Below are 23477 nucleotides of genomic sequence, written 5' to 3'. Positions count from 1 at the left end.
CCCAGGGGGTGAATCGGCGGTTGGTCAGGATCGGGTCGTCGTCAGGGCGGCGTGGTCTATGGCCTCGACGCGAAGAACCACGCCGCTCCAGGCCAGGGTCAGGCCTTCGATGACCTTGTCGGACGGCGCCTCGAAATCGACGCCAGCGAAAGCGTCGTTCATCCATCCCAGGATCTCGCGGGCGAGGTGCGCGCGCAGACTGAGGGTCGCCGCATCTTCTGTCATGGAAAGCCCCCGCTTGTCCGTCTGCGCCTACGTGAGGTTGTTGGCGATGGGGGTCTTCTAACGAGGGTAGCGTCCCCATGTCCAGAAGAACGGTGTTTGGTCGGCTGGACAGTTGGGGCAACGCCGAACCTCAGGCTGCCCCCTTGCGGCAAAGGAGGAGGAAGGGCGGCCAGGGGCGCTCCAATCGGGAGCGCCAGAACGGAGGTCGCCATGTCGACCAACCCTGCCGTCGTCCTTCAACGCCAGATAGAACCCCAGCCCGAGGATGCGGATCTCGTCCTTCTGGCGTCGATCCTCGAGCGCGTCCTGTCCCCGCAGGCCGGCCGCACAGCAGCCGAGGAAATGATCGAGACCTTTCATGGTCTAGCCGGCGTCGCCGCGGCCGATGAGGCGGCGCTGCTTCGCGCCGGTCTTAACCAGGGCTGCGTCGCGGAACTGGTCCGAATACGCGCCATGGCCATGGCCATGGTGCGCGCCCAGGCTTGCGCCCGTCCGGTCCTGTCTTCCTGGGCGGCCCTGACGGCCTATCTCAGGGCGGCGCTTGCCCATGCGCCGCGCGAACAGTTTCGCGCTCTTTACCTGGATAAACGCAACATTCTCCTCAGGGAGGAAATGCGAACCGACGGGACGGTCGACCACGCCCCTGTCTATCCCAGGGAGGTTGTGCGGCGCGCACTTGAGCTATCGGCCTCGGCCCTGATCCTTGTTCACAATCATCCCTCGGGCGATCCGACCCCTTCGCAGGCGGACATCGACATGACCCGTCGGATCATCGACGCCGCCAAGGTCTTCGATATCCAGGTCCACGACCATGTGATCGTGGGCCGGGAGGGCACGAAGAGCTTCCGCGCGCTGGGCCTGATGTGAGGCCGCCATGACCCTGCATGCGATTGTCCGGGCCCTTGGCGGCGACCTCTACCAGGGCGGCGCGCGCGCCAATATTCCGGCGCCGGGCCACAGCCGGCGCGACCGGTCGATCTCGCTGCTGCTGAGCCATGGACGTCTCGTCGTCCATGGCTTCGGGGGCGCGGATTGGCGCGCCGCGCTTCGGATGCTGCGTGAGCGGGGCCTGGTCGACGCCGATGGGCGCTTCTCCAGCGATGGCGGTGCGTTTGTCGCCGCGCCGGATCGGTCCTGTCGCGTCAGGACCGCGCGCGATCTCTGGGAAGGAGCTGGGCCGATCACGCAGGCGACCCTGAGCATGGCGTATCTCAAGGGAAGGAGAGTGTTGAGCGACCCTGGGGGGATCAGCGACCTGCGCCATCACGCCTGCGCGCCGATATCAGTCTACCGCCAGCAATCGACGACACGACCCGCGCTGACAGCCGGGGTTCGAGGCCCCAGCGGGGATCTTACGGCCGTTGAATTGACCTATCTTGATCCCAGCGGGCGTCGCGCCGTCGGCCTACGCCTGTCGCGCAAAACTGTCGGGCTTGTTCCCGCAGGAGCCGCTGTGCGGCTCGCGCCGGCCGCATCCGAGATGCTGGTCGCCGAAGGCGTGATCACCGCCCTGTCGGCGATCGAGCGTTTCAAGCTTCCCGGCTGGGCGCTGATGTCCGCCGGCAATCTCGCGGCATGGACGCCGCCCGGCGGGGTGCGGCGCGTTCTGATCGCGGCCGACCGGGACGCTGTCGGCCAGGATGCGGCGGAGCGTCTGCGACGTCGCCTGTCGGGGCTCGGGCTGAGCGCGTGCGTCCGGCTGCCTGACATGCCGTTTGGGGACTGGAATGAGGCGGCGGCCGATGAGCCGGGAGGAGAAGGAAGGGTGGGGCGGGGCGCCGGCAGGGCGGGGATAGGCTCCGCCGAACCGGCGGGAGAAGACCCATGACCCGTTCCGCTTCAAGAGACGTCGTTGCCGCGGCGCCCTCGATGCCCTCCGCTTCGACGCCTTTCGTTTCCACGCGCCGCCAGGTCGTGGCGCGCCTTGGCGATCTCGACATCGCCCCTGAGAACCTTCGACACGGCGAGGCGCCCGATGACGACATCCCCCAGCTGGCGGACACCATAGCCGCCGCCGGCCTCCTGCAGTTTCCGACCGTCCGCCCGGGACGGGGCGATGAAGCCGCCTTCATGGTCCTGGACGGTCGCCGCCGACTGCTGGCGCTTCGGCTGCTGCGTGACGGCGGATTCATCGATGATGATCATTCCATCGAGGTTTTCGTCGAGACCGACCGGAAGCGTCAGGCGGCGGCCGTCGTCCTGACCAACACTGCCGTGCCGGTCCATGTCGCCGACGTGGTCGCTGCCATCGGGCGCATGCTGAAGGCGCGCCTCGGCGTGAAGGCCATCGCCCGGGCGCTGGGCTACGGCGAGATCGAGATCCGCCGGCTGGCGGCGCTTTCCGCACTGCCCTCGGTCGCCCTGGAGGCGCTCAAGTCCGGCCGGATCACCATGCGCCAGGCCCGGCTTCTGGCCCGTTTGAAGGACGCGGACGTCCAGGCGGAGTTGGCCCAGGCCGTTCTGGACGGTCACGGCCTGCAGGAGTGGCGGATTCAGGAGCAGTTGGGCGAGGGCCGCATCACCAACCGCGATCACCGCTGCGGGCTCGTGACGCCGGAGCTCTATGCAGCCGAGGGCGGTCGGACCGAGGCGGACCTGTTCGGGGAGCTGCCGTCGGTCCTGCTGGACCCGGAAGTTCTGACGCGGGCCTGGATCAAACGGGCTGCGGAAGTCGCGGCGCCGCTGGAGGCCGAGGGCCTGACTGTCCACCTCAGCGCGGGCGACCCCGACTCCGGGGACCATGGGGCGGACCTGCCCGACGATCTGGAGCAGCTCTACTACGCCTACGGCGGCCTTTCTGATGAGGCGACCCTTGTCTATCGCGAGGCCCGCGACCGGGCCCAGGCGGCGGCCGAGGCCTTGGCGACGATGGAGCCGGAGACGCCCGGCGACGACAGGGCTGAAGCCCTTGAGGCCTTTGTCCGGGCGCGCATAGCCCAGGACCAGGCCGGCGCCGGTCAGCGGCTGGCCGTCGCCCTGGTGCTCCGGCCGTCCCTGCGGACCGGCGTCGAGCTCGACTGCTACGCGCCGGTCGAGGCGGAGGTCGATCTGGCCAGGTCAGCGGATGACGAGGCCGATGAGGTCGAGACCGCGACGGAATCGCCGGGGCGGGCTGTCGCTCGAAGCGCCTATGCGCCGCCTCGCGCGCAGGCCCCGGCGCCCGAGGTCGAGGGCGTCAGTCATGTCCTGCATGCGACGCGGACCGATATGGCGACGCGGGGTCTGATCCGCGCCCTGGCGGACGCGCCCGAAGTCGCGCTGACGACCCTGGTCGCGCGCCTGTTCGGGAGCATGGCGGTCTGGCCGCCGGTCGGGCGGTCCGAGGCGGCCCTGGCGATCACCGCCTCGGCCTTCAACCCGACGGGAGGGCGTATCGTCGAGACCCTCGACGGCGCGGTGCGCGAACGCCTCGACGAGCGCCGTCGGGCCTTGGAGGCGTCGGGCCTGACCATGATGGCCTGGGTCCACGCCATGGATCTGGGCGACCGGCTTGGCCTCCTGGCGGAGCTGACGGCCCTTAGCCTCGACCTGCGCGAGGACCGGACCAGTCTCGTGCGGAAGACGGCCAGGACCGAGGCTGCCGAGATCGCCGACCTCTGCGATGCGGACATTGCGCGTTGGTGGACCCCGGACGGAGTCTATCTGCGCCCGCATTCCCGAGAGCAGTTGCTGACTATGCTCGAGCGCATGGGGGCGGAGACCGACGCCGCCGCCCGCCTGAGGAAGGGCGACCTTGTCGTCTGGACGGAGGATCAGGCCAAGGCGCGGACCTGGGCTCCGGCCTGCCTGTCATGGAGTCTGGATCCGGATGAGACCACGGACGCCGCCGATACCGATGCGCACGAAGCGGACGCGGAGGGGCCTGACGCCGACGACGAGCAAGCAGACGGGGCGCCTGACGAAGGCCAGGCCGCGGACGACGAAGCGGAAGCTGGCGGCCAGACTGTCGACAACGAGACGGCCCGGGTCTTCGTGGTGACGCCGGCCGGGGAGGCAGCCCTGGTCGGCGCCGGACCTGTCGATGCCGTTGCGGACGACGCGGCCGCCTGACCGGAAAGCCGGTTTCGTCGGGATGCGCCCGGCGGAACCGGTCCGGGGAGGGAGGAAGGGTTCTGGGAGGCGAGGCGAAGCGGGGAGAAGGTCTTCCCGGCCTCTGATCACAAGGAGACTGACATGCAGACCATGGTGTTCACCGGCCGGCTCGCGGCCGACCCCCAGATCAGCCCGGACTTCGCCAAGGCGGTGTTCCGGCTGCTCGAGAAGCGCGGTGTGGACGCGGGCGGCAAGGACCGCATTGTCGGCGTCAACTGCGTCAGCTGGGCCCGGGGCCTCAACGAGAAGGTCATCGCCCGGGCCCTGGCCAAGGGCTGCGAGGCCCTGGTTGTCGGCGCCTTTGTCGATACCGCCTATGCGGCCAGGGACGGGACCGAGCGCGCGGCCAAGGAGCTGGTGGTGAACCGGCTGACTGTCCTCGACTGGGCCGCCGACAAGGCTGCGGAACCCGATGTGCCGGGGGCGGCGAGCGCGTCTGACGAAACCGCCGAGCCGGCTCCTCTACGCAAGGGCCGCCGCGCGGCCGCCTGAACCCGCAACCCTCATTTCAAGGAGACTGACCATGCAGACCCTCGTCATCGAAGGCTATCTGGCCGCCGACCCCTCCATCCTTTCGGCCCAGGGCTCGGGCCGAAAACGGGCGAGCTTCCGCGTCCTCGAGACCACCCGCTATCGCCGCGCCAGCGGCGAACCGGGCGAGCGGACGACCGGCTTCAACTGCGTCTGCTTCAACGAGGCGACCGCAGAGAACTACATCGCCCCCTATGCCCGTAAGGGCAGCCGTGTCGTCATCCAGGGCCATGTCGAGAATGACAGCTGGACCGGCAAGGACGGCGTCGAACACTTCGATCTGCGGGTGGTGGTGGACGACATGCGGTTGAAGAACCGGCGCGCCTCCGCGTCGCGCGAGGCCGATGCGGACGATGCATACGTATCGGAGGCGGGAGCGGCCGCGCTGGACGACGACATCCCGTTCTAAGGGATCGGCGACAATCATCGGTGAGGGCCCGGCGCGAAAGCGCCGGGCCTTCTTCGTGGGAGGGGAGGAAGGACGGGTCGGGGCGAGCCGATTGGGCTTGCTGACCGAGAGCGCCATCATGACCTCCGCCATCTGGACCCCCGACAATACCCAGCGACTGATCTCCCTCTGGAAGGAAGGCCGGACCGCCGCCTGGATCGCCAAGGCGTTGGGACCCGGGGTCTCGCGCTGCGCCGTCCTGGGCAAGGTCTATCGCCTGGGCCTGGCCCGCGGACCGGAAGCCCGGCGCGCGCGCCCTGCGGCGGAGCTGCGGGCGAAGGAGCGTCGGGCGGAGATCCCTGTCTCGCGGTCGGCGGCACGTCCGTCCGGGCCGCCCAGGATCAGGGCGATGGACGCGCCTTCGGCGGCGCTGATCCCGACACCGCCCAGTCCGACGACCACCATCCTGGCGGTCGGCTTCGGCCAGTGCCGTTGGCCGTATGGCCATTCTGGCGAGGCGGGTTTCGGCCTGTGCGGGCGTGCAGTCGCACGCGGCGCTTTCTGCGCGGCCCACGCCGAGGTCGGCTATCAGAAGCAGCCCTGTACGGCCGAAAGCCTGATGAGAATGGTCGGCGTCGATTGAGGTTGGTCGCTGGGCTCAGTGCGAAGGCCCATGTGGTGAAGGCGACGACGGCGTGGCCGTCGGCGCGGCCCAAGGCGATGGCCTGTCTTCCGGGGCTGTCGGCGCGACGGCGCCGAAAGGCGTCCTCGTCCGAAGATGGACGAGGACATGCCCCCACACAACGACTTCCCATCCTGACACGTCACCCCGGCCGTCAACGGCTTCGCCGTTTCCCTCCGCGGCCCTCGAGAGGAGGCCCGCTGCGGTGACTGCCGGGGACCCCGACGTGGCCAGGGATGGGGTCGTTGCGCATGGGGCGCTTCGGCGTTTCAGAACTGGATGACATCATGCACAGCTCGAACCCCGCCTTCATCACGGCCTTCGCGCCGAAATCAGAACCCGCCTTCGACGACCTGACCGCAGCGCTCGGCGATCAGCGACCTCAGGCCTCCGAGGAAGCCCTGGTCCAGCTCGGGCGCGCCCTCATGACCGAACTTCTGGACGTGATTGCGGACACGGCGCTGGAGGACTTCCAGACGCTTCTCGGCGAAGCCCTGATCGGCGCCTTCCATTCGGCGGCCGGACGGATCGAACGGGACGCAGACCGGGCGCGCGATGTGATGCGCCGGCTCGACCGCGATTTCGACGGCTCGGAGGCTGCGGACGTGGAACTGCAGGAGGCGACCGCCAAGGCCCGGGCGGGAGATGCGGCGATGCAGGCGGCGGAGAGAATCCGGGATGCCGCCTCCGATGCCTGGACGGTGGCGAGCGGCGAGGTCTGGACGGCCTGGAGAGGCAGTCGCCGGGGCAGCTTCCTGACGGCGGCGCAGCTGGAGGCCAAGCAGGCCATCCGGGCGGTTCGTGACCGGAGGGCGGGCGATGCGTATCACGCCGGACCAGTCGTGGCCTTCCGGGGCGCGCCGTCGGCGGATGCGGCTGAGGACGCGGCCCGGATCTTCGACGCCCTCAACTGGGCTCTGGCGGAATGGCCGGACATGGCGCTCGCGACGACCGGGGCGAGAGGCGCCGAGAAGCTGGCGATCCGATGGGCCCAGCAGAAGGGGGTAACGCTCATCCTCGCCCGGGCGGATTTCGACGCCCACGGCAAGGCGGCGCCGTTCCGGGCCAACGACGAACTGATCGCGCTCGAGCCGACCTGCTGCCTCACGCTCGCACGGTCTCTCGACGAGGGACGGTCGGCGGACGGACGTCAGTTCGGGCCTGCGCTCAACCTCGGGCAGAAGGCGATGGAGCAGGGGGTGCGGCATCTGGCGGTTCGGTTGCGACCGCACTGAGAGACGTCACTGCATCGGCTTTCGATCTGACCCGCTCGGCTTCGGCCGGGCGGGTTTCATCGTGTCGACTGGAGGGCGTGGTGGGCGGCGGAGGCTCGGAGAAGGCTCAGTCGTGCCACGTTTGCGGAGGTTTGATCTGGTATGTGCGGTGATGATGGGGATGTCCGGAAATCTGGAAAAAGAGGCTTAGGGCAAGATAAAAGGCGGTGTTTGCGGCTTCGCCTTTTCGCTATTCTTTCGGTGGGTTAGCCGATGAAGATCCGGCTCTGGATGACTTGCGGAGAGTTGTCCGGATCGGGAGGATCGGCGGCCTTTTCGGGAGGTGCGACATGCTCATCCGCGAGGCGATCGAGAACCGGCTGTCATCTGGCGCGGCGCTAGACCGCGAGGGCGTCGAAGTCCGCCTTCCGCTGTCCCTGAAAACCGATCGCGTCCCGGTGCGCACCGGCATGTTCCAGAGACTGGCGGCGTCGCGGCAGTTCGCTTTGGGTGACCGTTCAGGCGTGCTCAGGGCGGCGCAGAGACGGTCGAGCCGAGTCTTCCGCATGGATGTCCGTCAGCGGGTGATCGTGAAGGCCCTGGTGTCGCGGCACGTCGGAAAGGCCGCGGCGCGGGCGGGGGCGCTGGCGGCGCACGTCGCCTATCTCGGCCGGTCGGGCGCGGGCGTCGAAGGGGCGCGTCCGGACTTCTTCGACCGTACGGACGACGGGGTGGAGGCGACGCTTGAGACGCGTGGCTGGAGCGGGGACCGGCACCACTTTCGCTTCATCATCTCGCCCGAGCACGGCGATCGGATCGCTGATCTGAGGGGCTATGTGCGGGAAGTGATGGCGCGGGTTTCGGCGGATCTGGGCGAGCCCGAACTGCGCTGGATCGCGACCTGCCACTACGACACCGACCAGCCGCACGCCCATGTCCTGGTGCGGGGTCGGCGAGGGGACGGACGGGACCTGGTCATTCCCCGCGACTACATGGGCTACGGCTTCCGGGCGCGAGCGCAGGAGGTCGCGCAGGAACGACTGGGCGACCTATCGCGCATCGAGGCCGAGCGGCGGGTCTGGAAGGAGACCCAGGCGGACCGGTTCACCGGGTTGGATCGGCGGCTGCTGGCGGCGGCTGACGCCGACGGCCTGGTCAATGACGGAGTGGGAGGAACGGGCGCCTGGGCGGCGTTGAGCCGGGGGCGGCTTCGGCATCTGGAGGGGCTGGAGCTCGCCGTGCGGACAGGGCGGCGATACCGGCTCGATCCGGAGATGGAGATGAAGCTGCGAACCCTACAGGTGCGGCGGGACATCATCAGGATGATGAACCAGCGTCGGCTGGAGGGGGCGCGGGAGGTGCGGCTGTTGGGGCGCGAGAACGTGGCAGGCGTGGTGGTGAAGACGGGGTTTCACGATGAGGCGGGGGCGGCGCCATGGGTGGTGGTGCGCGATGCTCAGGGCGTGGAGCACTATGGGCGGCTGAAGGTGGGAGGACGGGCGTTGGGGGTGGGTGAGGCGGTGGCGTTGGAACCTGTGGGGCAGGGGATGGCGGTGGCGGTGGCGGTGAAGGGGCGGAATCTGGAGCGCTGAGGGGATTGTATGGAAAAGCCGATCACGGTCGCCTCTGAATCAAAGCCGCGGTTCGGAATGTCCGCCTTCCGGCAATGCGCCGATCTCGGGCTGAAAGCGCAGATTTGGCCCTTGCGGGCTCGCAAGATCCGCCTTGGGCACGAACAAGCGACCTTCGTTCGCGGAAAAGGGTCGGTCACCGCTAGCGCGAGGTAAGGACTAAGCAGCTCTCTCCTAGCAGACCATGTTGAGATCCAGGCGGGACAGATGCTCCGCCCTCGCCTAACATTGATCCATGACTGATCCTGATCTGCCCGACGGCCCCCCGCCGCTGCTTTACAAGTTCCTGGGCGTAGGATCGGGCCTGTCACCGCCGTGGACAGAGAGGCTCGACGCCTTGCTGGAAGGGAAGTGTTTCCATCCGGGAGCGGCGGCTTTCAACGACCCCTTCGATTGCTGGCCTTACGGTGCCTTGCCGGGCTCCAAGGCCGGGTTCGAGTCCGCGCAGGCTCCGTTCATCGCCACCTTGGCGGAGAACGAGCGCCGGGACATACCGGCCAGCTATGCGATCCAGTGGATGACGAAGAAGTTCGCCGGCAAATCGATCGAGGATATACACGATGGTGTCCAGAGGGGCCTTCGCATGGCGGCCGACGCCACTGGCGTCTTCTGTCTGGCAGCCTGTATCGAGAGCACGTTGATGTGGAGCCATTACGGCTCCAGCCACGCAGGCCTTGCGTTGCGCTTCGACTTTCGTTGTCAGCGCCGCGGTGGATTGAACCCACTCTGGAAGGTTCGGTACGAGGAAGAGCGCCCTGTGCTGGACACGCTTCAAATGGGCAAGCTCGGCGACGTCGTGCCTCGGGCATTGGCGACCAAATCCGACGCCTGGGCTTATGAGCACGAGTGGAGGTCCATGAAGTCCGAGGGCGCGGGGCAAGTCTTTAGGTTCGATCCGGAGGTGATCACCGGCGTGATCTTCGGCGCCAACTGCAGGCCCGATGATGAGGCCTGGGTGCGCGACCGGGTTAGACCGCTCGGACTTTCTCTGGAGCGGATGAGACCAGACCCCAGGAGCTTCGCTCTCGTCTGCGGTCCGGCCTGAAGACATCCGGTTTCGCTGCAGGGGCGGCGATCGCCTGAAGCCCGACAAAGAGATGACCGCCCGGTTACGACGGCAAGACTGCGGGATCTTCGCTCGTTTCGACTGGCAGGCAGAAGCGGCGCCGCCGCCATGTTCGAGGAGTAGAAAGAAACCACCCCCCGCCGTCTGCGCAGCCGTGTCCGCTTGGGGCGATGGCAAATCGCGATACTGTCGGCCATGATCCGGCGTGACGACATCGAAAGCCCCATCGAAACTGCCCCAGCCCGGCGGCCGATCGTTCTTTACCTGGACCAGAACAAATGGATCGATCTGGCGCGGGCGGCCCATGCGCCGGAGGAGCATCGCGAAGATTACGCCGCGTTCGAGCGGCTGTGCCTCGCGGTCGAAGCGGGACAGGTGACGATCCCTCTGACAACTTCCAACTTTTACGAGACCCAAAAGGTCAATAATTTCGAACTGAGAGCGGCGATCGCCCGGACCCAAGTTGCCCTGAGCGGCGGACGGGTCTTCCGGGGACGGCGTCGCAGGTTGGAGATCGAGGGCGCGCGCGTTCTCGCCGACTTGTACGAGAAGCCTTGGACCGAGCCGGACCCTGATTGGGTGTTATCGAGTATCTTCTTTGAAGCCGTCGCGGAAGCCGGCACGCCCGCCCTGGGCCTGAGCTTCTCTCAATGGGATCTAGAGAGAATGGCCGAAGAGCCGCAGGCCGCCTTGTTCGACTATCTGCTCGCGCGCGACGAGGCGATCCGCCAGCATGGCCTGATGATGTTTGAGGCCGGCGTCGAACAACTCCGGGCCAATGTGGAAAGCCGCCGGGCGCGACATCGCGATCAGTCGGCGTCGATGAAGCGCAAGATCCAGAGCGCTCTTATTTTTCTGGATGATCAGGAGGCCCTGATCCAGGCCGCCGATGCTCTGAACCTAGATTGGCGATGCTTCATGGACAACAACGGCACCACAGCGAGACGGATGCTGTCGGAGACACCGACTCTCGTTGCACAGCGGGAGATGACGTTGAAGCTTGAAGGCCAGAAGCGGGCTATTCACGTCAATGACTTCTGCGACATGCAGAATTTCACGACGGTGCTGCCCTATGCCGATGTCATCATCGCCGAAAAGCAGTTCGTGAATCTGGCTCGCCAAGCCGGGATGGACAGCCGCTTCAAGGCACGACTGGGGACCCGGTTAAGCAGTCTCGGCGAGTTCCTTGATCAAAGCTGAGGCCGCACCCCCCATCTCGATAGACGCTCGAATCGGGACACGCTGAAGGACAGCCGCACGTTGGTCTGAACAGGCTGCGCGGCGTGATCTGGCCTTCGGCGACAGCGCCCGGCGCGTGCCGATCTTCTCGCGACGGTCTCTCTCACATTGCTTACATCGCCGGGTGCCTGATCCGGCAAGGGCTGGCGTTCAATGGTCGATCCGGCCGACCGACACCGTGCCCGGCGCAACGTCGTGGGACAGATTTGTCCGTCGCAGCACGCCGATGAAGTCCAGGGCGTTCTCCGTGCGTGGAACCTGCCAGTAGAGGACCATCACATCGTCTTGGCCGGATTGTTCGCAGGCAGTTTCAGCGGCGTAGCGGAGGTCATGATCGAGCTGGGTCGGTGCGCCGATCAGGATGGACAGGCAATGGCACCGGTCGACCGGGCCGACAGTGTAGCCCGTCGTGAAGAAATGCCCCGGAGCCCGTGCGACTTGCGCAAAACCTCTGCGCAGGCCGCGCTCGACCTCGCGCTGACCGTCATAGGGCACGGAGTGCAGGCGATGGGCGAACCGGGTCCAGCCGACAGGCCGCTGCTCTTCGAGCATGGCGAGCACGTCCCGCCAGGGCGCGACGCGCGGGATCGGGAAGGAAAGCGTTCCCGCCGCGCGGCGCTCCGAGTATCCGACGGCGACCGCCTGCGACTTGCCGTAGAGGGTCAGGTCGCGGGCGCTGAACTCAGCCTCTCCGATGTTGAACTGGGTCTCGAGATAGAAGGCGAGAAGGTCGAGTTCGTCGGCGATATAGCGCGCACTGCGCTCGATCTCCGTGCGGCGGGTGAGATAGTGACAACGCTCGCTCTGCAGGGTGAGCGCCTCGAACACGGTCTCCAATTCGAACACGCTCATTGTCGGTGCCATGTCCTCATCCACGGGGATGAGGCCGGCGGCCTTCAGCTTGGGCCAGTGCGCCGACAAGGGACCTAAGGTGTCGAACAGGATGTTTACCCGCACAATGTTGCGGACGAATTTCGGATCGATCTCCAGGGGGCCGCTGGCGGTCATCAGCGCGATGGGCGCGACGGCGGATTCGATATGCTGCTTCAGGCGCAGCGATTGCCGGGAGGGTTCGACCAGGAGTTTGGACAGATCCCCCTTCAGGCTGTGAGCGGCCCCGCGCAGGGCGGCCGGGTCGATCCCGCCCGACTTGGCCTCGAAGATGATGACCGTCTTGTCGATGAGAGCGACCACGTCGCTTTCGCGCTCCTCATGGTCGATGTGATCCTTGCGCTTGACGGTGTGCCGGACGTCCGCGTTGGGAAACGCCGCGACGACCACCGAATGGAGCTTGTGCTCGAGCCAGTCGGCCTTGGCCTTTTCGAACCGCTTTTTGAGGGGGGCGGTCTCGGCGCATAGGCGACCGAGGCCTTCGACCATGTCTGCAGCGAGGCCCTGGGGGAGGCAGCAGAAATAGACGCCGGCCTCAAGGCGGATGAGGGGGCGACCCCGCACGGGATTGGCGAGATGGACGTGTTTCAGGTCCTCGATCCTGAGGTCTCCGAACGCATGGGCGAAGAGATCTAGGATCGCCATCATCTGGTCCTTGTCCGTTCCGGCCGCACAGACGTCGTCGATCGAAAAGCTGAACAGCGCGACATACTCCGCCTCGCTGCGGACGAAGAGGTCCCGATGGACCGACTTGGCGGAGCGGGTGGCGCGCGGATGCGCCTCGCGGATCGCCTCGGCCTCGGGGTCCGGCAGACCGGCGACGAACGCCTCGATCATCGCGTTGGCCGTCGACTTGCGGAACCAGGTCTTGAGCCTGTCGAGGAACACCTTGAACCGCGCCTCGACGAAGGTGACGACCGTGTCGATCGTGTCGAGGAACTGGGACGCGGAGACGCCATGGGTCGATGCGAAGGACCGGTCGAGGCGGCCGGCGATCCAGCGGGTCGCCTCCTGGGTCTGATGCAGGTGGCGGGCGCTTCGCACGGCCAGGGTCGCGCCCTGCATGAGCCAGATCAGCTCGCCGCGCTCGGGGCTGGAGGACGCAAGGCCCTTGGCGCGGTGGAGATCGATGAAGGCATGACCCGCCCGCTTGGCGAGGTCGGAGAGGGTCTGGGCCGTATCGGCGAACGGATCGGACCCGTCGGTCTGGCCCACGCGTCGGGGCGCGGTCAGGCAATAGGCCTGGGCCAACTCCAGATGGAAAAGGTCGAGCGGCTCTCTCTTCCGAGTCCTGGTCGACGGCAGCATCCCCAAGGCCATCCAGACGCCGAGTCTCGCTAGGACCTCGACTTGGTCGGCCCGGATGGCGGCGGACGAAAGGTCATGGACCGCGATCTCGAGGATCCGGACTTTCTGAGACAAGCTCGAGGTTTCTGCGCTGGTATCGGTCACTTTGCCTCGATGTGCAGGATGGAAGAGCCGACTCTATCGCGCGGAGTTGAATTCGCCAGCGTGTCCGGCACTGGATTCGACGCTTGGATCGGGCGTCTCGGCTGGCGTGGCCAGCTTTGGTCGAACTTCGTCCGCCGGACTATCTCAACGTACTCTATGACCGCACTTGGAGCTTCACGGCCTTCGCCACCGGTGGTCGCCTTGGGCTCGAAGGGGCAATGGTGAAGTCTGGTTTGCAGTGCACGCACCCGGGCCGATCCGAGGGGCGGTGGGGAGTTGGATGCGCGCTAAAGGTGTTTCCACTATCGCTGAAGACGTGTGTAGTCTCGGCGCTTGACGAGAGACGACTGACGCTACGGTCGGAAAAGGCGGGGGATGACATGAAGGTCTGCAAGCTGTCGATCAGCAACTTTCGGGGTATCAGGTCGGCCGCCCTGACCCTTCCCGACCACGCCGTCCTTATCGGCGACAACAACACCGGCAAGTCGACGGTCTTTGAAGCCCTCGACCTCGTTCTGGGACCTGACCGTCTTAATCGCCGCCCCTGCGTTGATGAGCATGACTTCCATCTTGGCCGGTATCGCGCGCCCGCCGGAGAGGAGGGTGGCGAAGCGCCCACCATCGAGATCGAGGCCGTGGTCACGGATCTTTCCGACGACCAGAAGGCCCGGTTCGCGGATCATATCGAGTGGTTCGACACCGCCGCCGGCGATCTCTACGCCGAGCCGGAGCCTCAGGGCGTCGACGCCGCCGCGATCTCGGCCGCCATTCGGGTGAAGTTCATCGGCGCGTATGATGCCGAGGAGGACGACTTCACCGGCGCGACGTACTTCGCTCGGACCCTGGAGGAAGGGGAGGCACCAACCTTTTTTTCCAAGAAGGACAAGCAGAAGTGCGGCTTCCTCTATCTGCGGTCGTTGAGGACGGGGTCGCGGGCCCTAAGCCTGGAACACGGCAGCCTGCTAGACATCATTCTGCGGCTCAAGGAAATCCGCCCGCAAATGTGGGAGGACACCATCGACACTTTGGGCGGCTTTGATGTCGCCAGCGACCCGAACCTCGGCATCAGCGGCGTGCTCGAAAGCATCAATACCGCACTCAAGAAGTATGTGCCACGCGAGTGGGGCGTGAAGCCTCACCTGAAGGTCTCCAATCTGACGCGGGAGCATCTAAGGAAGGTAGTCACAGCCTTTATCGCGACAGGGGACGGCGACCATGCGGCACCCTTCTTCCGTCAGGGGACCGGCACCATCAACATGCTCGTACTGGCGATGTTGTCCCAGATCGCCGAGGACAAGCAGAACGTCATCTTTGCGATGGAGGAGGCCGAGACCGCCATACCGCCATACGCCCAGAAGCGCATCGTCCACGAACTGCGTAAACTGTCGGCCCAGTCACTGTTCACGTCTCACTCCCCCTATGTCCTGGAGGAGTTCACGCTCAGCGAAACGGTCATCCTGTCCCGCAATGGCCAGGGCGATCTCGTTCAGGCCTCGGTGACCCTGCCAGCGAGCGTCAAACACAAGCGTTTCCGGCAGGAGTTCAGGACGCGCTTCTGCGAGGGCCTCCTGGCACGCCGTGTTCTGATTGCGGAGGGGGCGACCGAGGCGTCGGCGTTTCCGGCGGCGGCGCGGCGTCTGGCCGAGCTCAATCCTGCGACATACGCCTCGCTCGAGGCCCTGGGCGTCTGCACCATAGATGCCGGATCGGAGAACCAAATCGCCGACCTAGCGGGCCTCTACCGTAACCTCAATAAACAGGTCTTCGCGGTGTGCGACAAGCAGACGGGCGCGGCCAAAGCGCTGATCGAGGCCCAAGTCGACCGGCTCTTCATGCACGAGGAGAAGGGGTTCGAGGATCTGGTGCTGAAGAACACCACCCAAGAGGCCCTGGAGCGGTTCGCTGATCTCGTCGACTGGCCGCAGCATCTGCTGGCGAAATACGTTGACCCGAAAGGCCAGGTGATCGCGGCGCTCGGCGATTACTTCGGCTACGCTAAAGGTGCCTGGGCGGTCGCGGACTTCTTGGCGCAGTGCTCGGAGAACGAGATGCCCACCTGGATCCGGGCCGCTTGCCTCGACCTGAAGGGCGAGTGCGATCCTGCAGCCCCAGCCGCGCCTCCACCGGCCGAAGACGCCGTCGTGCCCAATGCGGACATCGTCGTGGAAGGCGTCTGACGATCGTGGTCGATCTCACGACGGGTCAGAAGGATGTTCTGAAGGCCGACGGCCCACTGCTGGTGATCGGTGGACCCGGGTCGGGCAAGACCACGGTCTCCATCCTCAAAGCGGCCCAAATCGCAGGCCGGGACCTTGGCGTCGAGCAGCGGGTGCTCTTCCTCAGTTTCGCGCGCGCCACGGTCTCGCGTGTCATGGAGGCGATCGACGAGGAGGAAGGGGTCGCAGCGGCCGATCGAAAGCGGATCGAGGTCGACACCTATCACGCCTTCTTCTGGCGTCTCCTGAAAACCCATGCATACCTCGTCGGGCTGCCGCGACGCCTGTCTATCCTCACCCCCGCGGCCGAGGCGATCGCCTTGGCACCGATCCGCAGCCGCTATCCACGCGGTTCTCAGATCACCGAGGCCCAAGCCGCGGCGCGGGCTGCCGACGTCGAGGCCGAGCGCCGCAGGCTGGCCTCCGAGGAGGGTCGGGTCGCCTTTTCCCTTTTCGCGGATCTGGTCTGGCGAATTCTGGCTGGATCACAGCGGGTCAGGGACTTGGTGGCCTTGCGCTATCCCGCCATCATTCTCGACGAGTTCCAGGACACGAGCGGAGAGCAGTGGCGCGTGGTGCAGGCGCTAGGTCGGGAAAGCCGCCTCATCGCCTTGGCGGATCCCGAACAGCGTATCTTTGACTTCATTGGGGCCGATCCGGAGCGTCTGGATCATTTCAGGGAGGCATTCACTCCGAAGGAGTTTGACCTCAGCACGGACAACCACCGCAGCAGGGGCACTGAAATCGCCTTGTTCGGCAATGACGTTCTGACGGGCCGCTTCCGACAGGCTGACTACACCGGACTATCTATCGTCACCTTCGCAGCCAACCAGAACCAAGCCTTCGGATCATTAGTCGGACGGACGCTACAGACACGCCGCCGCTTGATTGACGCCGGCCGCAAGGATTGGTCTTTGGCGGTGCTGGTGCCGACCAAACAGATGACGCGCATGGTGTCGGATGCCTTTCGAAGTCCGGTCGGCGCCATGGCGGCGATCCAGCACTCGGCTGCGGTCGACATGGAAGGGCCGGTGCTCGCGGCGGAAATGGTGGCCTTCCTTCTGGAACAAGGAGACGGCGCCGATCATTTCGACGCCTTCGTCGACCTCCTAGCTAACTTCTTCAACGGTCGGGGCGGCGACAAGCCGACCCAGGGCAACATGGCGGCGGCGACACAGGTCCGGACCGCCGGTGCCAAATGGCGTGAACGCGAGGCGGCGGGGAAGCCCGTAGCCAAGAGCAATATCCTTATCGCGGCCTATCAGGTCGCGCTCGCCTGCCGTGCGCTCGCGCTGACCGGAAACCCAGACTGTGACTGGATCGCGGTCCGGCAGGTCATCGAAGGCAGTCCTTGTCCGCGCATGCTGGAGATCGGACAGGAGGTACGCAACATTCGGCTGCTGGAGCGGGGCACCCACCTTCGTCAGGCCTTGGCCCAGGACTGGCGCGACCATGGCCGCTATCCGAACGCTCTGGGGGTCACCCGGCAGGCCTTCATCCAAGAACATTTCGCGTCCGCCCAGAGGCCGGAGAGCGGGGTGGTGGTGATGAATATGCACAAGGCCAAAGGCAAGCAGTTCGACGAGGTCATCATCTTTGAAGGCTGGCCGGTGGTCGCACGGGGTCAGATCATGGCCAATCCCAACCGGATCGTCAGGGGCAATATCCTCGACGGCCCCATGACCCAGGCGCGCCAGAACTTCCGGGTCAGTGTAACGCGCGCGAAATCGCGTACGACGATTATGACGCCAGTCGCCGACCGGTGTGTTCTACTCCCGCCGCAATGAGTGGCTTCCAACGCGATTTGCAGAGCTTGGCCCAGCACAAAGGTCCGCTTTAGGCCTCGGGGTCAATGACCGCTGTTGGCGCAGAGCTGACCTAGAGTACCGCCACGTAGCGAGAGCTATTCAGGCGTGTTCAGGGTGGTCGTTTTGATGCGATTTTATGCCGGGACGGGTGTGAGCGGCGTAGGAAGGGTACGATATTGTTCTTTCAGGTGAACCGCCGTCTGCTCAATGCTGGGGTAGACCGTTGTCGCATTGATGTTGAGGCGGTCCAGCTGTTTCAGAATCCCCGCCTTGTTCGTGACAGTGACCCGGCTGATGGCGATGCCGTCTTGGCCTTCATCGGGAAGAATGGCCTCGTGGCCGAACAGGAGAAAGGCGCCTGACTGTGACTTGATCCGGCTGTTGGTGCGCTTCGCCTTCACGCAGAGAATGGAGCCCAGATGGTCCGGCGAGAGGCGTTTTTCGAAGAAGCCCTTTTCCGACCGGATGTAGTGGAGGAGCTTCCCGGCGACTTCGGTATCGTTGAAGGCGGTCAGATTGAGACGGAGATCAAGGTCATTTTTTTGCGCGTAAGTGAGCTTGGACAGGTTGGCTAGGCAGCTTACCGTGTCGGAGTCATAGTATTTCACGCGCTCTGGCGACACTTGGAAGACGATCACCTCCCCGTCCGCTTCCAGAGGCGCCGGACTGGAATGACAGGCGAAAAACAGCGCCACGAGAGGGTTGCCCGAGATATCGAGCAGCCGTGTCGGCAACTTGTAATGCTGCATCCGGACTAGGCGGTCGAAGCAGTATTCATCGCTTTGGAATTCGTCGTGGTGGCCGATGAGGAGTTCCTGACACAGCCGATCCTCATTGGGCATGAACTGCCAGCCGCCGTCCGGCCAGCGACGCAGGAGCGATGGCGTCAGTTCGAAACTTGCGTCTTCGTGGCCGCGAAAGAAGGTTTCCGTTCCCTCCTTGTCGGGAGAGCCGAAGAGGAGGCGGAGGAAGGACTCCACGCTGTCCGCGGTGCCCAGAATCTGCTTTGCGCGCGGCGGGGGCTCGACGGGGATCTCGGCGGGCGCGATCTCGGTGACTTCCTCGATCTGGCGCTCGAGGGCGGGTCTGAAAGGCGCGAGATTATCCAGGACGGCGCGCGCATCGCCTGCACGGACTGCCCAGTGGGTGCGAAACAGCTGGAGGCGGTCAGCGCCGAAGGTGGACCAGGCGGTGTCGAGGTCGGGGAAGACGACGCGTCCGAAATCGACTCGGGTGTCGAAAGTGAACTGGACCTCACGCCCGACATGTTCCATGCGCACGATCCGACCGTACCGGATGAACATAGCGACTTCATTGTCGCTCTGGTCGACTTCGCTGCAGAGAAAGGTCGGCAGCGACTGCAGGAAGGCGACAGCCGCGCTGTCGAGACGCTCGAGGCGCTTCTCGATGTCGGTCGGCGTATATTCGAACATCCGGCCGCGGGTCATCACGGCAGGTTCGTCTTCCTTGCCGGTCCAACCCGCGATTGAGATGTAATTAAAGTTCTTCTCGGTCATGGTGTTCCGGCGCCTGGATGACGGTGAAGGCTCCAGCCTGCGGGTATAATTTGGGTTATCGGCGGGCTGTTTCAGAGAGCCGCCGTCAGGGCCTTGATACGCTCGCCGCAGGCCTGATCGACGAGGTCGCGCAACCGCTTCACCCTTTCCGTCAACCAGTGAAGGTCTTCGGCGGAGACGTCATACTGATCGGAATAGCGCGCTTCGACATAGGCGCGCTTCAGCAGTTCGAAGCGTCGGCGGTCGGTTTTCAACTCGCGAGGCCAGGCGTTGATCAAGCGGCGGTCCATGGTCTCCGCCTGCGACCGAAGGAATTTGATGTTGTGGGAGCGCGGGAAATAGAAGGCGTGGACCAGCAGGAAGCAGGCGTAGGCCCGCTCGGTCGCCTGATGCAGGAGGAAGGCGGCGTCTTTCCGATTGCCGCGTTGGACATAGAACTCGGCGCCTGCCAACGCTTCGGATACCCGCTCTTTCCAGTTGGTTAGATATCCCGCTGCCATTTCGGCTGCCTGTTGGGACGTGAGAGGTTTGGGCGTGGCGAAGGCGTAGCCGGGGAGAGCGTGGAGTTCGACGCCGTCCTGGATGACGCCGGTCCAGAAATACTGCCCCTGGCTCAGGCCCTGGTTCACCTCGCCCATGGTGTGGACGATGATGTTGACGATGCGGCCGACGGTCGGATCGCGCTCGATGCGGTCCTCGGCCATGTGCCAGTAGTGGGACGTCTCGGTCAGCTTTTCGTGGCTGACGATGACCAGGATGTCGAAGTCGGACTGGTAGCCCGTGTCGGGCGCATCCACCCAGTCGTCGCGCGAATAGGAACCGAAGAGGATGATCTTGAGGATGCGGCCGTCCCGACGCCAGGACTGGGTCGGGCCGCCGCCGGCGTGGATGGCGCGGTCGAATTCCTCGAGCAGGATCGTCTTGATCCGCTCCAGTTCGCGCTGCTGCCGTTCGGGCAGGTGATCCAGATCTTTCCTCATGATTTGGAGTCTAGCATGTGAAAGCGTTGCGGCCAGCGTCGGGGGCGGGATCAGATGGTTGTGTCAGGGGGAGGGCGCATTGCGACTCAGAGAAGGCGCGGGAATTCGTTGTCTAGAGGAGCCCTCTGGTCATTTGCTCTCAGTATGGGATCGTCGCTAGCCGCCACGCCATCCCTGTCGATCAGAAGGTGCACGATCGCCCCGGGGGATTGACTCCGAGGGCCTCGAGGATCGATGGCGGCGAGAATGGCGCGCACTTCGTTTCCAGCGCGTTCGACGTGGACGATCCTGAGTTCGGGAGGGAGCGTGTATCCCTCAACGACGGCCCACAACATGTCGGCGTGGCCATGGTGCACGGCTCCCCGGTTAAACGCTGAAGCGAGCAAGAGGCGAATATAGAGGGACAACTCCGTGGCGGAGCCTTCCTCATACATCCGGACAAATTGGGCGCCGATCAGAGACCAGAGCGTGCTCGGTTGGTTCGGACAGGCCAGGAGATCCCGCCCACTCAGCGTCAGGACCCGATGATGAACGATGCCGTAGGCCACCGTCCGTGCATCGACATCAGGTGAAAGGATGATGCGATCGACGTCTGTGAAATGGGCCTTCCCAAATTGTTCACGCTCAAGGCGCGTGTGCGGTGCCTTTACCGACAGGGTATCGACGACAGGAAGGCGGATTTCATGCGGCGCCAGAGGAAGGATCATTTCAACCTCGCCTTCTCTGCTCTCTCCGTGTGTAGTGCGGACGTCGACCCAGCCGCTTCGGCTGAGCATTTCGGCCAACCCTGATGCGTAGTCATCGAGGATTGTGAGGGAGCGTGGCTGGGGTAAAAGCGCGGCCAAGGCGCGATCATCCAGGGTGCTGGTGACATGGCGGGCGCGGATTAAAACGGGCCAGTCGTTATCACCGCGTCCCCACGCACCCTTGTGGGGGGCGAACAACAGGCAATCGTGCGTGGACAGACCCAGAGCCGCCGCCTTGTCAAAGATGGCCGCCGCAGCATCGAGCGGTCTCGTGGATCGGCGTATGGCCACTCTTGCAAAATAGGAGACGGGATCGGGGGCCATGTGCCGCACGGACTCCCAGTGTCGCGATCTGAGAAGAAGCTTCAGCAGCATCCGCATGTCGGCGCTCACAGCGCCCGTGTGGAAAACTGAAGACTGCACGCCTATCACAAGGCGGAAAGGGCCCGCCTCACTCGCCAGGATGAGGTGGCGACTGGCGATGGGAAGCGGGTGTGCGACCAGGCAAATGCTCTCCAGCCCCATGAGGTTGAGCCTCTGGCCGACCGGGAAGGCTCGGGCCATTCGATCACGAGGCGCGACGACGATGACTGCGCCGTGAAAACCGTCGGCGGCCTGGAAAAAGGCTTCCTCTTCATTCGGAGTGAAGAAGCGAATCCATGGGTCACGATCCGGAACGAAGCGGGGTCCGGCATTCTCCACCGCGAGGAGAACAATCATCTCGACCACAGGCTCCAGGGGAGGGGCGGGAAGCTGCGTATCTTCGTCCTTGTGCACCCGGGCGGTTGTCAGGCCGGTGAGCTTCATCCCTTCAAGATTCTGGCCGCGCACGTCCACGCCGTCGAGATTGGTTCCGACGTAGAAGCTGGCCGGGTCGCCGCCGCCGATTTCGGCGAGGGAGCGCAGATCGATCGTGTCCGCCTCGAGGATGCGCTCGAGCCGGGTCATGAAGTCGTCGCTCATCTCAACACTCCACGATGGTGTCGGCCAGGGTCAGCTCGAGGAAGTCGTCGCCCAGGTCCGCCTTGGGGTCGATCAGGCCTTCCTGCAACAGTCGGGACCGGATGAGGGCCTCGGCGGCGGCGATTCGGTTGCGGTGGCCCTCCCTGAGGAGGAAGGCCTGCTGGCGTGCGGGGTCCTTGAAGCGAATGTCGGTGATCTCGAGGTCCTCGCGGCGGCAGCGGACCTCCACGCGAACGGTAGGCTCTAGCGCCCTGACGTTGGGGGCGCGCTGATCGACGAGCTTGAGGCGCGGCTTGTCGCTCGGCCAGGGGCGGCCGTCGAGCAGGGCGCCGACGCCGGCCCCGATTATCCAGCGGTGCTCGCCTTCGCTGTTTCTCATGTGCTTGACCTCCAGCCCGGCCAGTTTGGCGGCGGACTCGAGCACCTGCCTCTGGGAGGTCTTGCGGCGGGCGGAGGCGCCGAGCATGGCCTTGCCGCCGAGCGTGGCCGGATCGATCCTCAGTTGGAGCCCAGCGTCGACGACGGAGCCGTTTTCCGTTTCCGAGCGATGGGTCATGACCCCCTTCACTTCCGGCGCGTCCCGCACGACGGAAGCCGGATCGACTCCCACGGGCTCCCCAGGCGGGATCACGATGACGACCTCGGCTTGCTTGAGCGCCAGGCGGAATTGCACGCGATCCGAGGGAGCGGAGCCCATCCTCGCCTTGCCGAAGACGACGTCGATGTGGAGCTTCGCCTTTCCGCTCTTCGCCGAGAATCCGTCATGCCAGGCCTCGACGCCCACGACGTCGGCGAGCGAACGTTTGCGATTGCGTTGATTCATCAGCCGCCCCCCGGCGATCGTCAGGAGGTGGGCGGAATCCAGGCCGGCGCCCCCTGGTGCGACCGGATGGTGAAGCTTGGCGTTCCGGAGTCTCTGGCCCGCCTTGGCTCCCGCGTAAAGAGCCCAGGAAGGCGTCCGTCCGGAAAGGTGAGAAGTCATGGCTGTTGTCATGGCCGACGCCCTTGGCGCGTGAGCGCTTGGACACGGCGGCGGCGATCCGGACGGACGGCTCAACTTATCCTCATGCGGTGAGCTTTCGCAAACCGCGGGTTGCGCGAGGACTCGGTTTGGTCGAGACTCCTTGATGCGCCCGTGGGGCGTCGAGGCGTGAGAACCTCGATTGAGCTGTTTCTGCTATAGACGACGTTCCGGTGCTCCGGCGTGGCGAACGCGTATGTCCAGGCTCCCGTTCTGCGGGGGCTAAAGGCGCTCGCGCGTGTCTCAATCACGTTCTCAACACCCGGCATCGGCCGGGTCCGCCTCTGATCACAGGAGGCGGGCCCGTGTCGGATCGGACAGGAGAGCTGGAGCGAGAGCCTAGCGATGGACTGGCGGACCTGTACCGCCGGCATTCCGCGTGGCTCGCTCGGCGGCTGCGTCGGCGCTTCGGCGATGACGGCGATGATATCGCCCATGAGACCTGGCGGAGGGTGCTGGCGGCCTATGGCGACGGCGACGGGGTGCGCCATCCTCGGGCGCTGCTGCTGAAGGTATCTGCCCGGCTGGGCGCGGGGTGGACGGCGCGCGGCGTGAGACGCGAGGCCCTGATAGAGGCGGCCGATTGGGCTCAGAACGGCGTCACGGAGGGCGGTCAGGAGACCTCCGTCCTTCTGGAGCAACTCATCCTTGGGTTGCCAGACGAGGTCCGCAATGTCTTTGTGATGTCGAGGTTCGGCGGACTGACGAATGCGCAGATCGCCGAAAGGCTCGGGATCAGGCCGAAGACCGTTGAATGGCGGATGACCAAGGCTCTGGCGCAGCTTGCTGCCCAGCTTCGGCGCTAGCATGGGGCG

19 protein-coding genes are annotated in these 23477 nt (G+C 65.3%); 13 read left to right on the top strand and 6 right to left on the bottom strand.

The genetic code is table 11. From position 1 onward, the window contains the following. Nucleotides 1-24: 24 nt before the first annotated feature. Nucleotides 25-225 carry a hypothetical protein gene (locus tag AC3IPP_RS10035; RefSeq protein WP_331033239.1) on the bottom strand — a complete coding sequence of 67 codons (201 nt, stop codon included), beginning with the start codon at nucleotides 223-225 and terminating at the stop codon, nucleotides 25-27. A gap of 210 nt (nucleotides 226-435) precedes the next feature. On the opposite strand from AC3IPP_RS10035, the gene AC3IPP_RS10030 reads away from it, so the two are divergent. From AC3IPP_RS10030 to AC3IPP_RS09985, 10 genes are all read left to right on the top strand, one after another. Beyond that, entirely contained in the window at nucleotides 436-1092 is a 657-nt protein-coding gene (locus AC3IPP_RS10030; RefSeq protein ID WP_489148878.1) for a JAB domain-containing protein, read from the top strand. Between the two features lie 7 nt (nucleotides 1093-1099). After that, nucleotides 1100-2053 carry a toprim domain-containing protein gene (locus AC3IPP_RS10025; protein ID WP_489148877.1) on the top strand — a complete coding sequence of 318 codons (954 nt, stop codon included), beginning with the start codon at nucleotides 1100-1102 and terminating at the stop codon, nucleotides 2051-2053. A 41-nt stretch (nucleotides 2054-2094) separates the two neighbouring features. Further along, entirely contained in the window at nucleotides 2095-4275 is a 2181-nt protein-coding gene (locus tag AC3IPP_RS10020; RefSeq protein WP_489148876.1) for a ParB/RepB/Spo0J family partition protein, read from the top strand. 123 nt (nucleotides 4276-4398) lie between these two features. Next, nucleotides 4399-4809: a single-stranded DNA-binding protein gene (locus AC3IPP_RS10015; protein WP_489148875.1), complete on the top strand. Its 411-nt coding sequence runs from the start codon at nucleotides 4399-4401 to the stop codon at nucleotides 4807-4809. A gap of 31 nt (nucleotides 4810-4840) precedes the next feature. Beyond that, nucleotides 4841-5257: a single-stranded DNA-binding protein gene (locus tag AC3IPP_RS10010; RefSeq protein ID WP_489148874.1), complete on the top strand. Its 417-nt coding sequence runs from the start codon at nucleotides 4841-4843 to the stop codon at nucleotides 5255-5257. A 118-nt stretch (nucleotides 5258-5375) separates the two neighbouring features. Further along, a complete protein-coding gene (locus tag AC3IPP_RS10005) occupies nucleotides 5376-5879 on the top strand; it encodes a GcrA family cell cycle regulator (protein ID WP_489148873.1) in 504 nt (167 codons plus the stop codon). Nucleotides 5880-6205: 326 nt separating this feature from the next. Further along, the gene (locus AC3IPP_RS10000) at nucleotides 6206-7153 is read left to right on the top strand and encodes a DUF2493 domain-containing protein (RefSeq protein WP_489151057.1); all 948 of its coding nucleotides are present in this window, start codon (nucleotides 6206-6208) and stop codon (nucleotides 7151-7153) included. Between the two features lie 329 nt (nucleotides 7154-7482). Continuing rightward, nucleotides 7483-8724, top strand: coding sequence for a DUF3363 domain-containing protein (locus AC3IPP_RS09995; RefSeq protein ID WP_489148872.1), 1242 nt, complete (start codon nucleotides 7483-7485; stop codon nucleotides 8722-8724). Between the two features lie 274 nt (nucleotides 8725-8998). Next, entirely contained in the window at nucleotides 8999-9808 is an 810-nt protein-coding gene (locus AC3IPP_RS09990) for a DUF2971 domain-containing protein (RefSeq protein ID WP_489148871.1), read from the top strand. A gap of 216 nt (nucleotides 9809-10024) precedes the next feature. Then, nucleotides 10025-11029: a hypothetical protein gene (locus AC3IPP_RS09985; RefSeq protein WP_489148870.1), complete on the top strand. Its 1005-nt coding sequence runs from the start codon at nucleotides 10025-10027 to the stop codon at nucleotides 11027-11029. A 189-nt stretch (nucleotides 11030-11218) separates the two neighbouring features. Here AC3IPP_RS09985 and AC3IPP_RS09980 read toward each other — a convergent pair whose 3' ends face one another. Beyond that, nucleotides 11219-13411 (bottom strand): hypothetical protein, encoded by a 2193-nt coding sequence (locus tag AC3IPP_RS09980; RefSeq protein ID WP_489148869.1) that lies wholly within the window; start codon nucleotides 13409-13411, stop codon nucleotides 11219-11221. 380 nt (nucleotides 13412-13791) lie between these two features. On the opposite strand from AC3IPP_RS09980, the gene AC3IPP_RS09975 reads away from it, so the two are divergent. Both AC3IPP_RS09975 and AC3IPP_RS09970 read left to right on the top strand, forming a co-directional pair. Then, the gene (locus tag AC3IPP_RS09975) at nucleotides 13792-15588 is read left to right on the top strand and encodes an ATP-dependent nuclease (protein ID WP_489148868.1); all 1797 of its coding nucleotides are present in this window, start codon (nucleotides 13792-13794) and stop codon (nucleotides 15586-15588) included. Nucleotides 15589-15593: 5 nt separating this feature from the next. Beyond that, nucleotides 15594-17414, top strand: a complete 1821-nt coding sequence (locus AC3IPP_RS09970; protein WP_489148867.1) for a UvrD-helicase domain-containing protein — start codon at nucleotides 15594-15596, stop codon at nucleotides 17412-17414. A gap of 155 nt (nucleotides 17415-17569) precedes the next feature. On the opposite strand, the gene AC3IPP_RS09965 is transcribed toward AC3IPP_RS09970, so the two are convergent. From AC3IPP_RS09965 to AC3IPP_RS09950, 4 genes are all read right to left on the bottom strand, one after another. After that, the gene (locus tag AC3IPP_RS09965) at nucleotides 17570-18952 is read right to left on the bottom strand and encodes an FRG domain-containing protein (protein WP_489148866.1); all 1383 of its coding nucleotides are present in this window, start codon (nucleotides 18950-18952) and stop codon (nucleotides 17570-17572) included. A gap of 71 nt (nucleotides 18953-19023) precedes the next feature. Next, a complete protein-coding gene (locus tag AC3IPP_RS09960) occupies nucleotides 19024-19932 on the bottom strand; it encodes a HEPN domain-containing protein (RefSeq protein WP_489148865.1) in 909 nt (302 codons plus the stop codon). A gap of 86 nt (nucleotides 19933-20018) precedes the next feature. Then, the gene (locus AC3IPP_RS09955; protein WP_489148864.1) at nucleotides 20019-21641 is read right to left on the bottom strand and encodes a hypothetical protein; all 1623 of its coding nucleotides are present in this window, start codon (nucleotides 21639-21641) and stop codon (nucleotides 20019-20021) included. A 1-nt stretch (nucleotide 21642) separates the two neighbouring features. Beyond that, a complete protein-coding gene (locus tag AC3IPP_RS09950; protein WP_489148863.1) occupies nucleotides 21643-22464 on the bottom strand; it encodes a hypothetical protein in 822 nt (273 codons plus the stop codon). 371 nt (nucleotides 22465-22835) lie between these two features. Here AC3IPP_RS09950 and AC3IPP_RS09945 point away from each other — a divergent pair, with 371 nt between their 5' ends. Beyond that, nucleotides 22836-23468 (top strand): RNA polymerase sigma factor, encoded by a 633-nt coding sequence (locus AC3IPP_RS09945; RefSeq protein WP_489148862.1) that lies wholly within the window; start codon nucleotides 22836-22838, stop codon nucleotides 23466-23468. The last annotated feature ends 9 nt before the right edge of the window (nucleotides 23469-23477 follow it).

Source organism: Brevundimonas sp. KH_060 (assembly GCF_057838275.1).
Note: the sequence above shows the minus strand (reverse complement) of the source record. Positions and strands in the feature narration are given on the sequence as shown.

What these genes read in the sequence shown, in the direction of transcription:
- AC3IPP_RS10015 (WP_489148875.1), top strand. Translation starts at nt 4,399, where the DNA reads ATGCAGACCATGGTGTTCACCGGCCGGCTCGCGGCCGACCCCCAGATC.
- AC3IPP_RS09985 (WP_489148870.1), top strand. Translation starts at nt 10,025, where the DNA reads ATGATCCGGCGTGACGACATCGAAAGCCCCATCGAAACTGCCCCAGCC.
- AC3IPP_RS10005 (WP_489148873.1), top strand. Translation starts at nt 5,376, where the DNA reads ATGACCTCCGCCATCTGGACCCCCGACAATACCCAGCGACTGATCTCC.
- AC3IPP_RS09990 (WP_489148871.1), top strand. Translation starts at nt 8,999, where the DNA reads ATGACTGATCCTGATCTGCCCGACGGCCCCCCGCCGCTGCTTTACAAG.
- AC3IPP_RS10020 (WP_489148876.1), top strand. Translation starts at nt 2,095, where the DNA reads ATGCCCTCCGCTTCGACGCCTTTCGTTTCCACGCGCCGCCAGGTCGTG.
- AC3IPP_RS10000 (WP_489151057.1), top strand. Translation starts at nt 6,206, where the DNA reads ATGCACAGCTCGAACCCCGCCTTCATCACGGCCTTCGCGCCGAAATCA.
- AC3IPP_RS10010 (WP_489148874.1), top strand. Translation starts at nt 4,841, where the DNA reads ATGCAGACCCTCGTCATCGAAGGCTATCTGGCCGCCGACCCCTCCATC.
- AC3IPP_RS09965 (WP_489148866.1), bottom strand. Translation starts at nt 18,952, where the DNA reads ATGACCGAGAAGAACTTTAATTACATCTCAATCGCGGGTTGGACCGGC.
- AC3IPP_RS10030 (WP_489148878.1), top strand. Translation starts at nt 436, where the DNA reads ATGTCGACCAACCCTGCCGTCGTCCTTCAACGCCAGATAGAACCCCAG.
- AC3IPP_RS10025 (WP_489148877.1), top strand. Translation starts at nt 1,100, where the DNA reads ATGACCCTGCATGCGATTGTCCGGGCCCTTGGCGGCGACCTCTACCAG.
- AC3IPP_RS09950 (WP_489148863.1), bottom strand. Translation starts at nt 22,464, where the DNA reads ATGAATCAACGCAATCGCAAACGTTCGCTCGCCGACGTCGTGGGCGTC.
- AC3IPP_RS09975 (WP_489148868.1), top strand. Translation starts at nt 13,792, where the DNA reads ATGAAGGTCTGCAAGCTGTCGATCAGCAACTTTCGGGGTATCAGGTCG.
- AC3IPP_RS09960 (WP_489148865.1), bottom strand. Translation starts at nt 19,932, where the DNA reads ATGAGGAAAGATCTGGATCACCTGCCCGAACGGCAGCAGCGCGAACTG.
- AC3IPP_RS09995 (WP_489148872.1), top strand. Translation starts at nt 7,483, where the DNA reads ATGCTCATCCGCGAGGCGATCGAGAACCGGCTGTCATCTGGCGCGGCG.
- AC3IPP_RS10035 (WP_331033239.1), bottom strand. Translation starts at nt 225, where the DNA reads ATGACAGAAGATGCGGCGACCCTCAGTCTGCGCGCGCACCTCGCCCGC.
- AC3IPP_RS09955 (WP_489148864.1), bottom strand. Translation starts at nt 21,641, where the DNA reads ATGAGCGACGACTTCATGACCCGGCTCGAGCGCATCCTCGAGGCGGAC.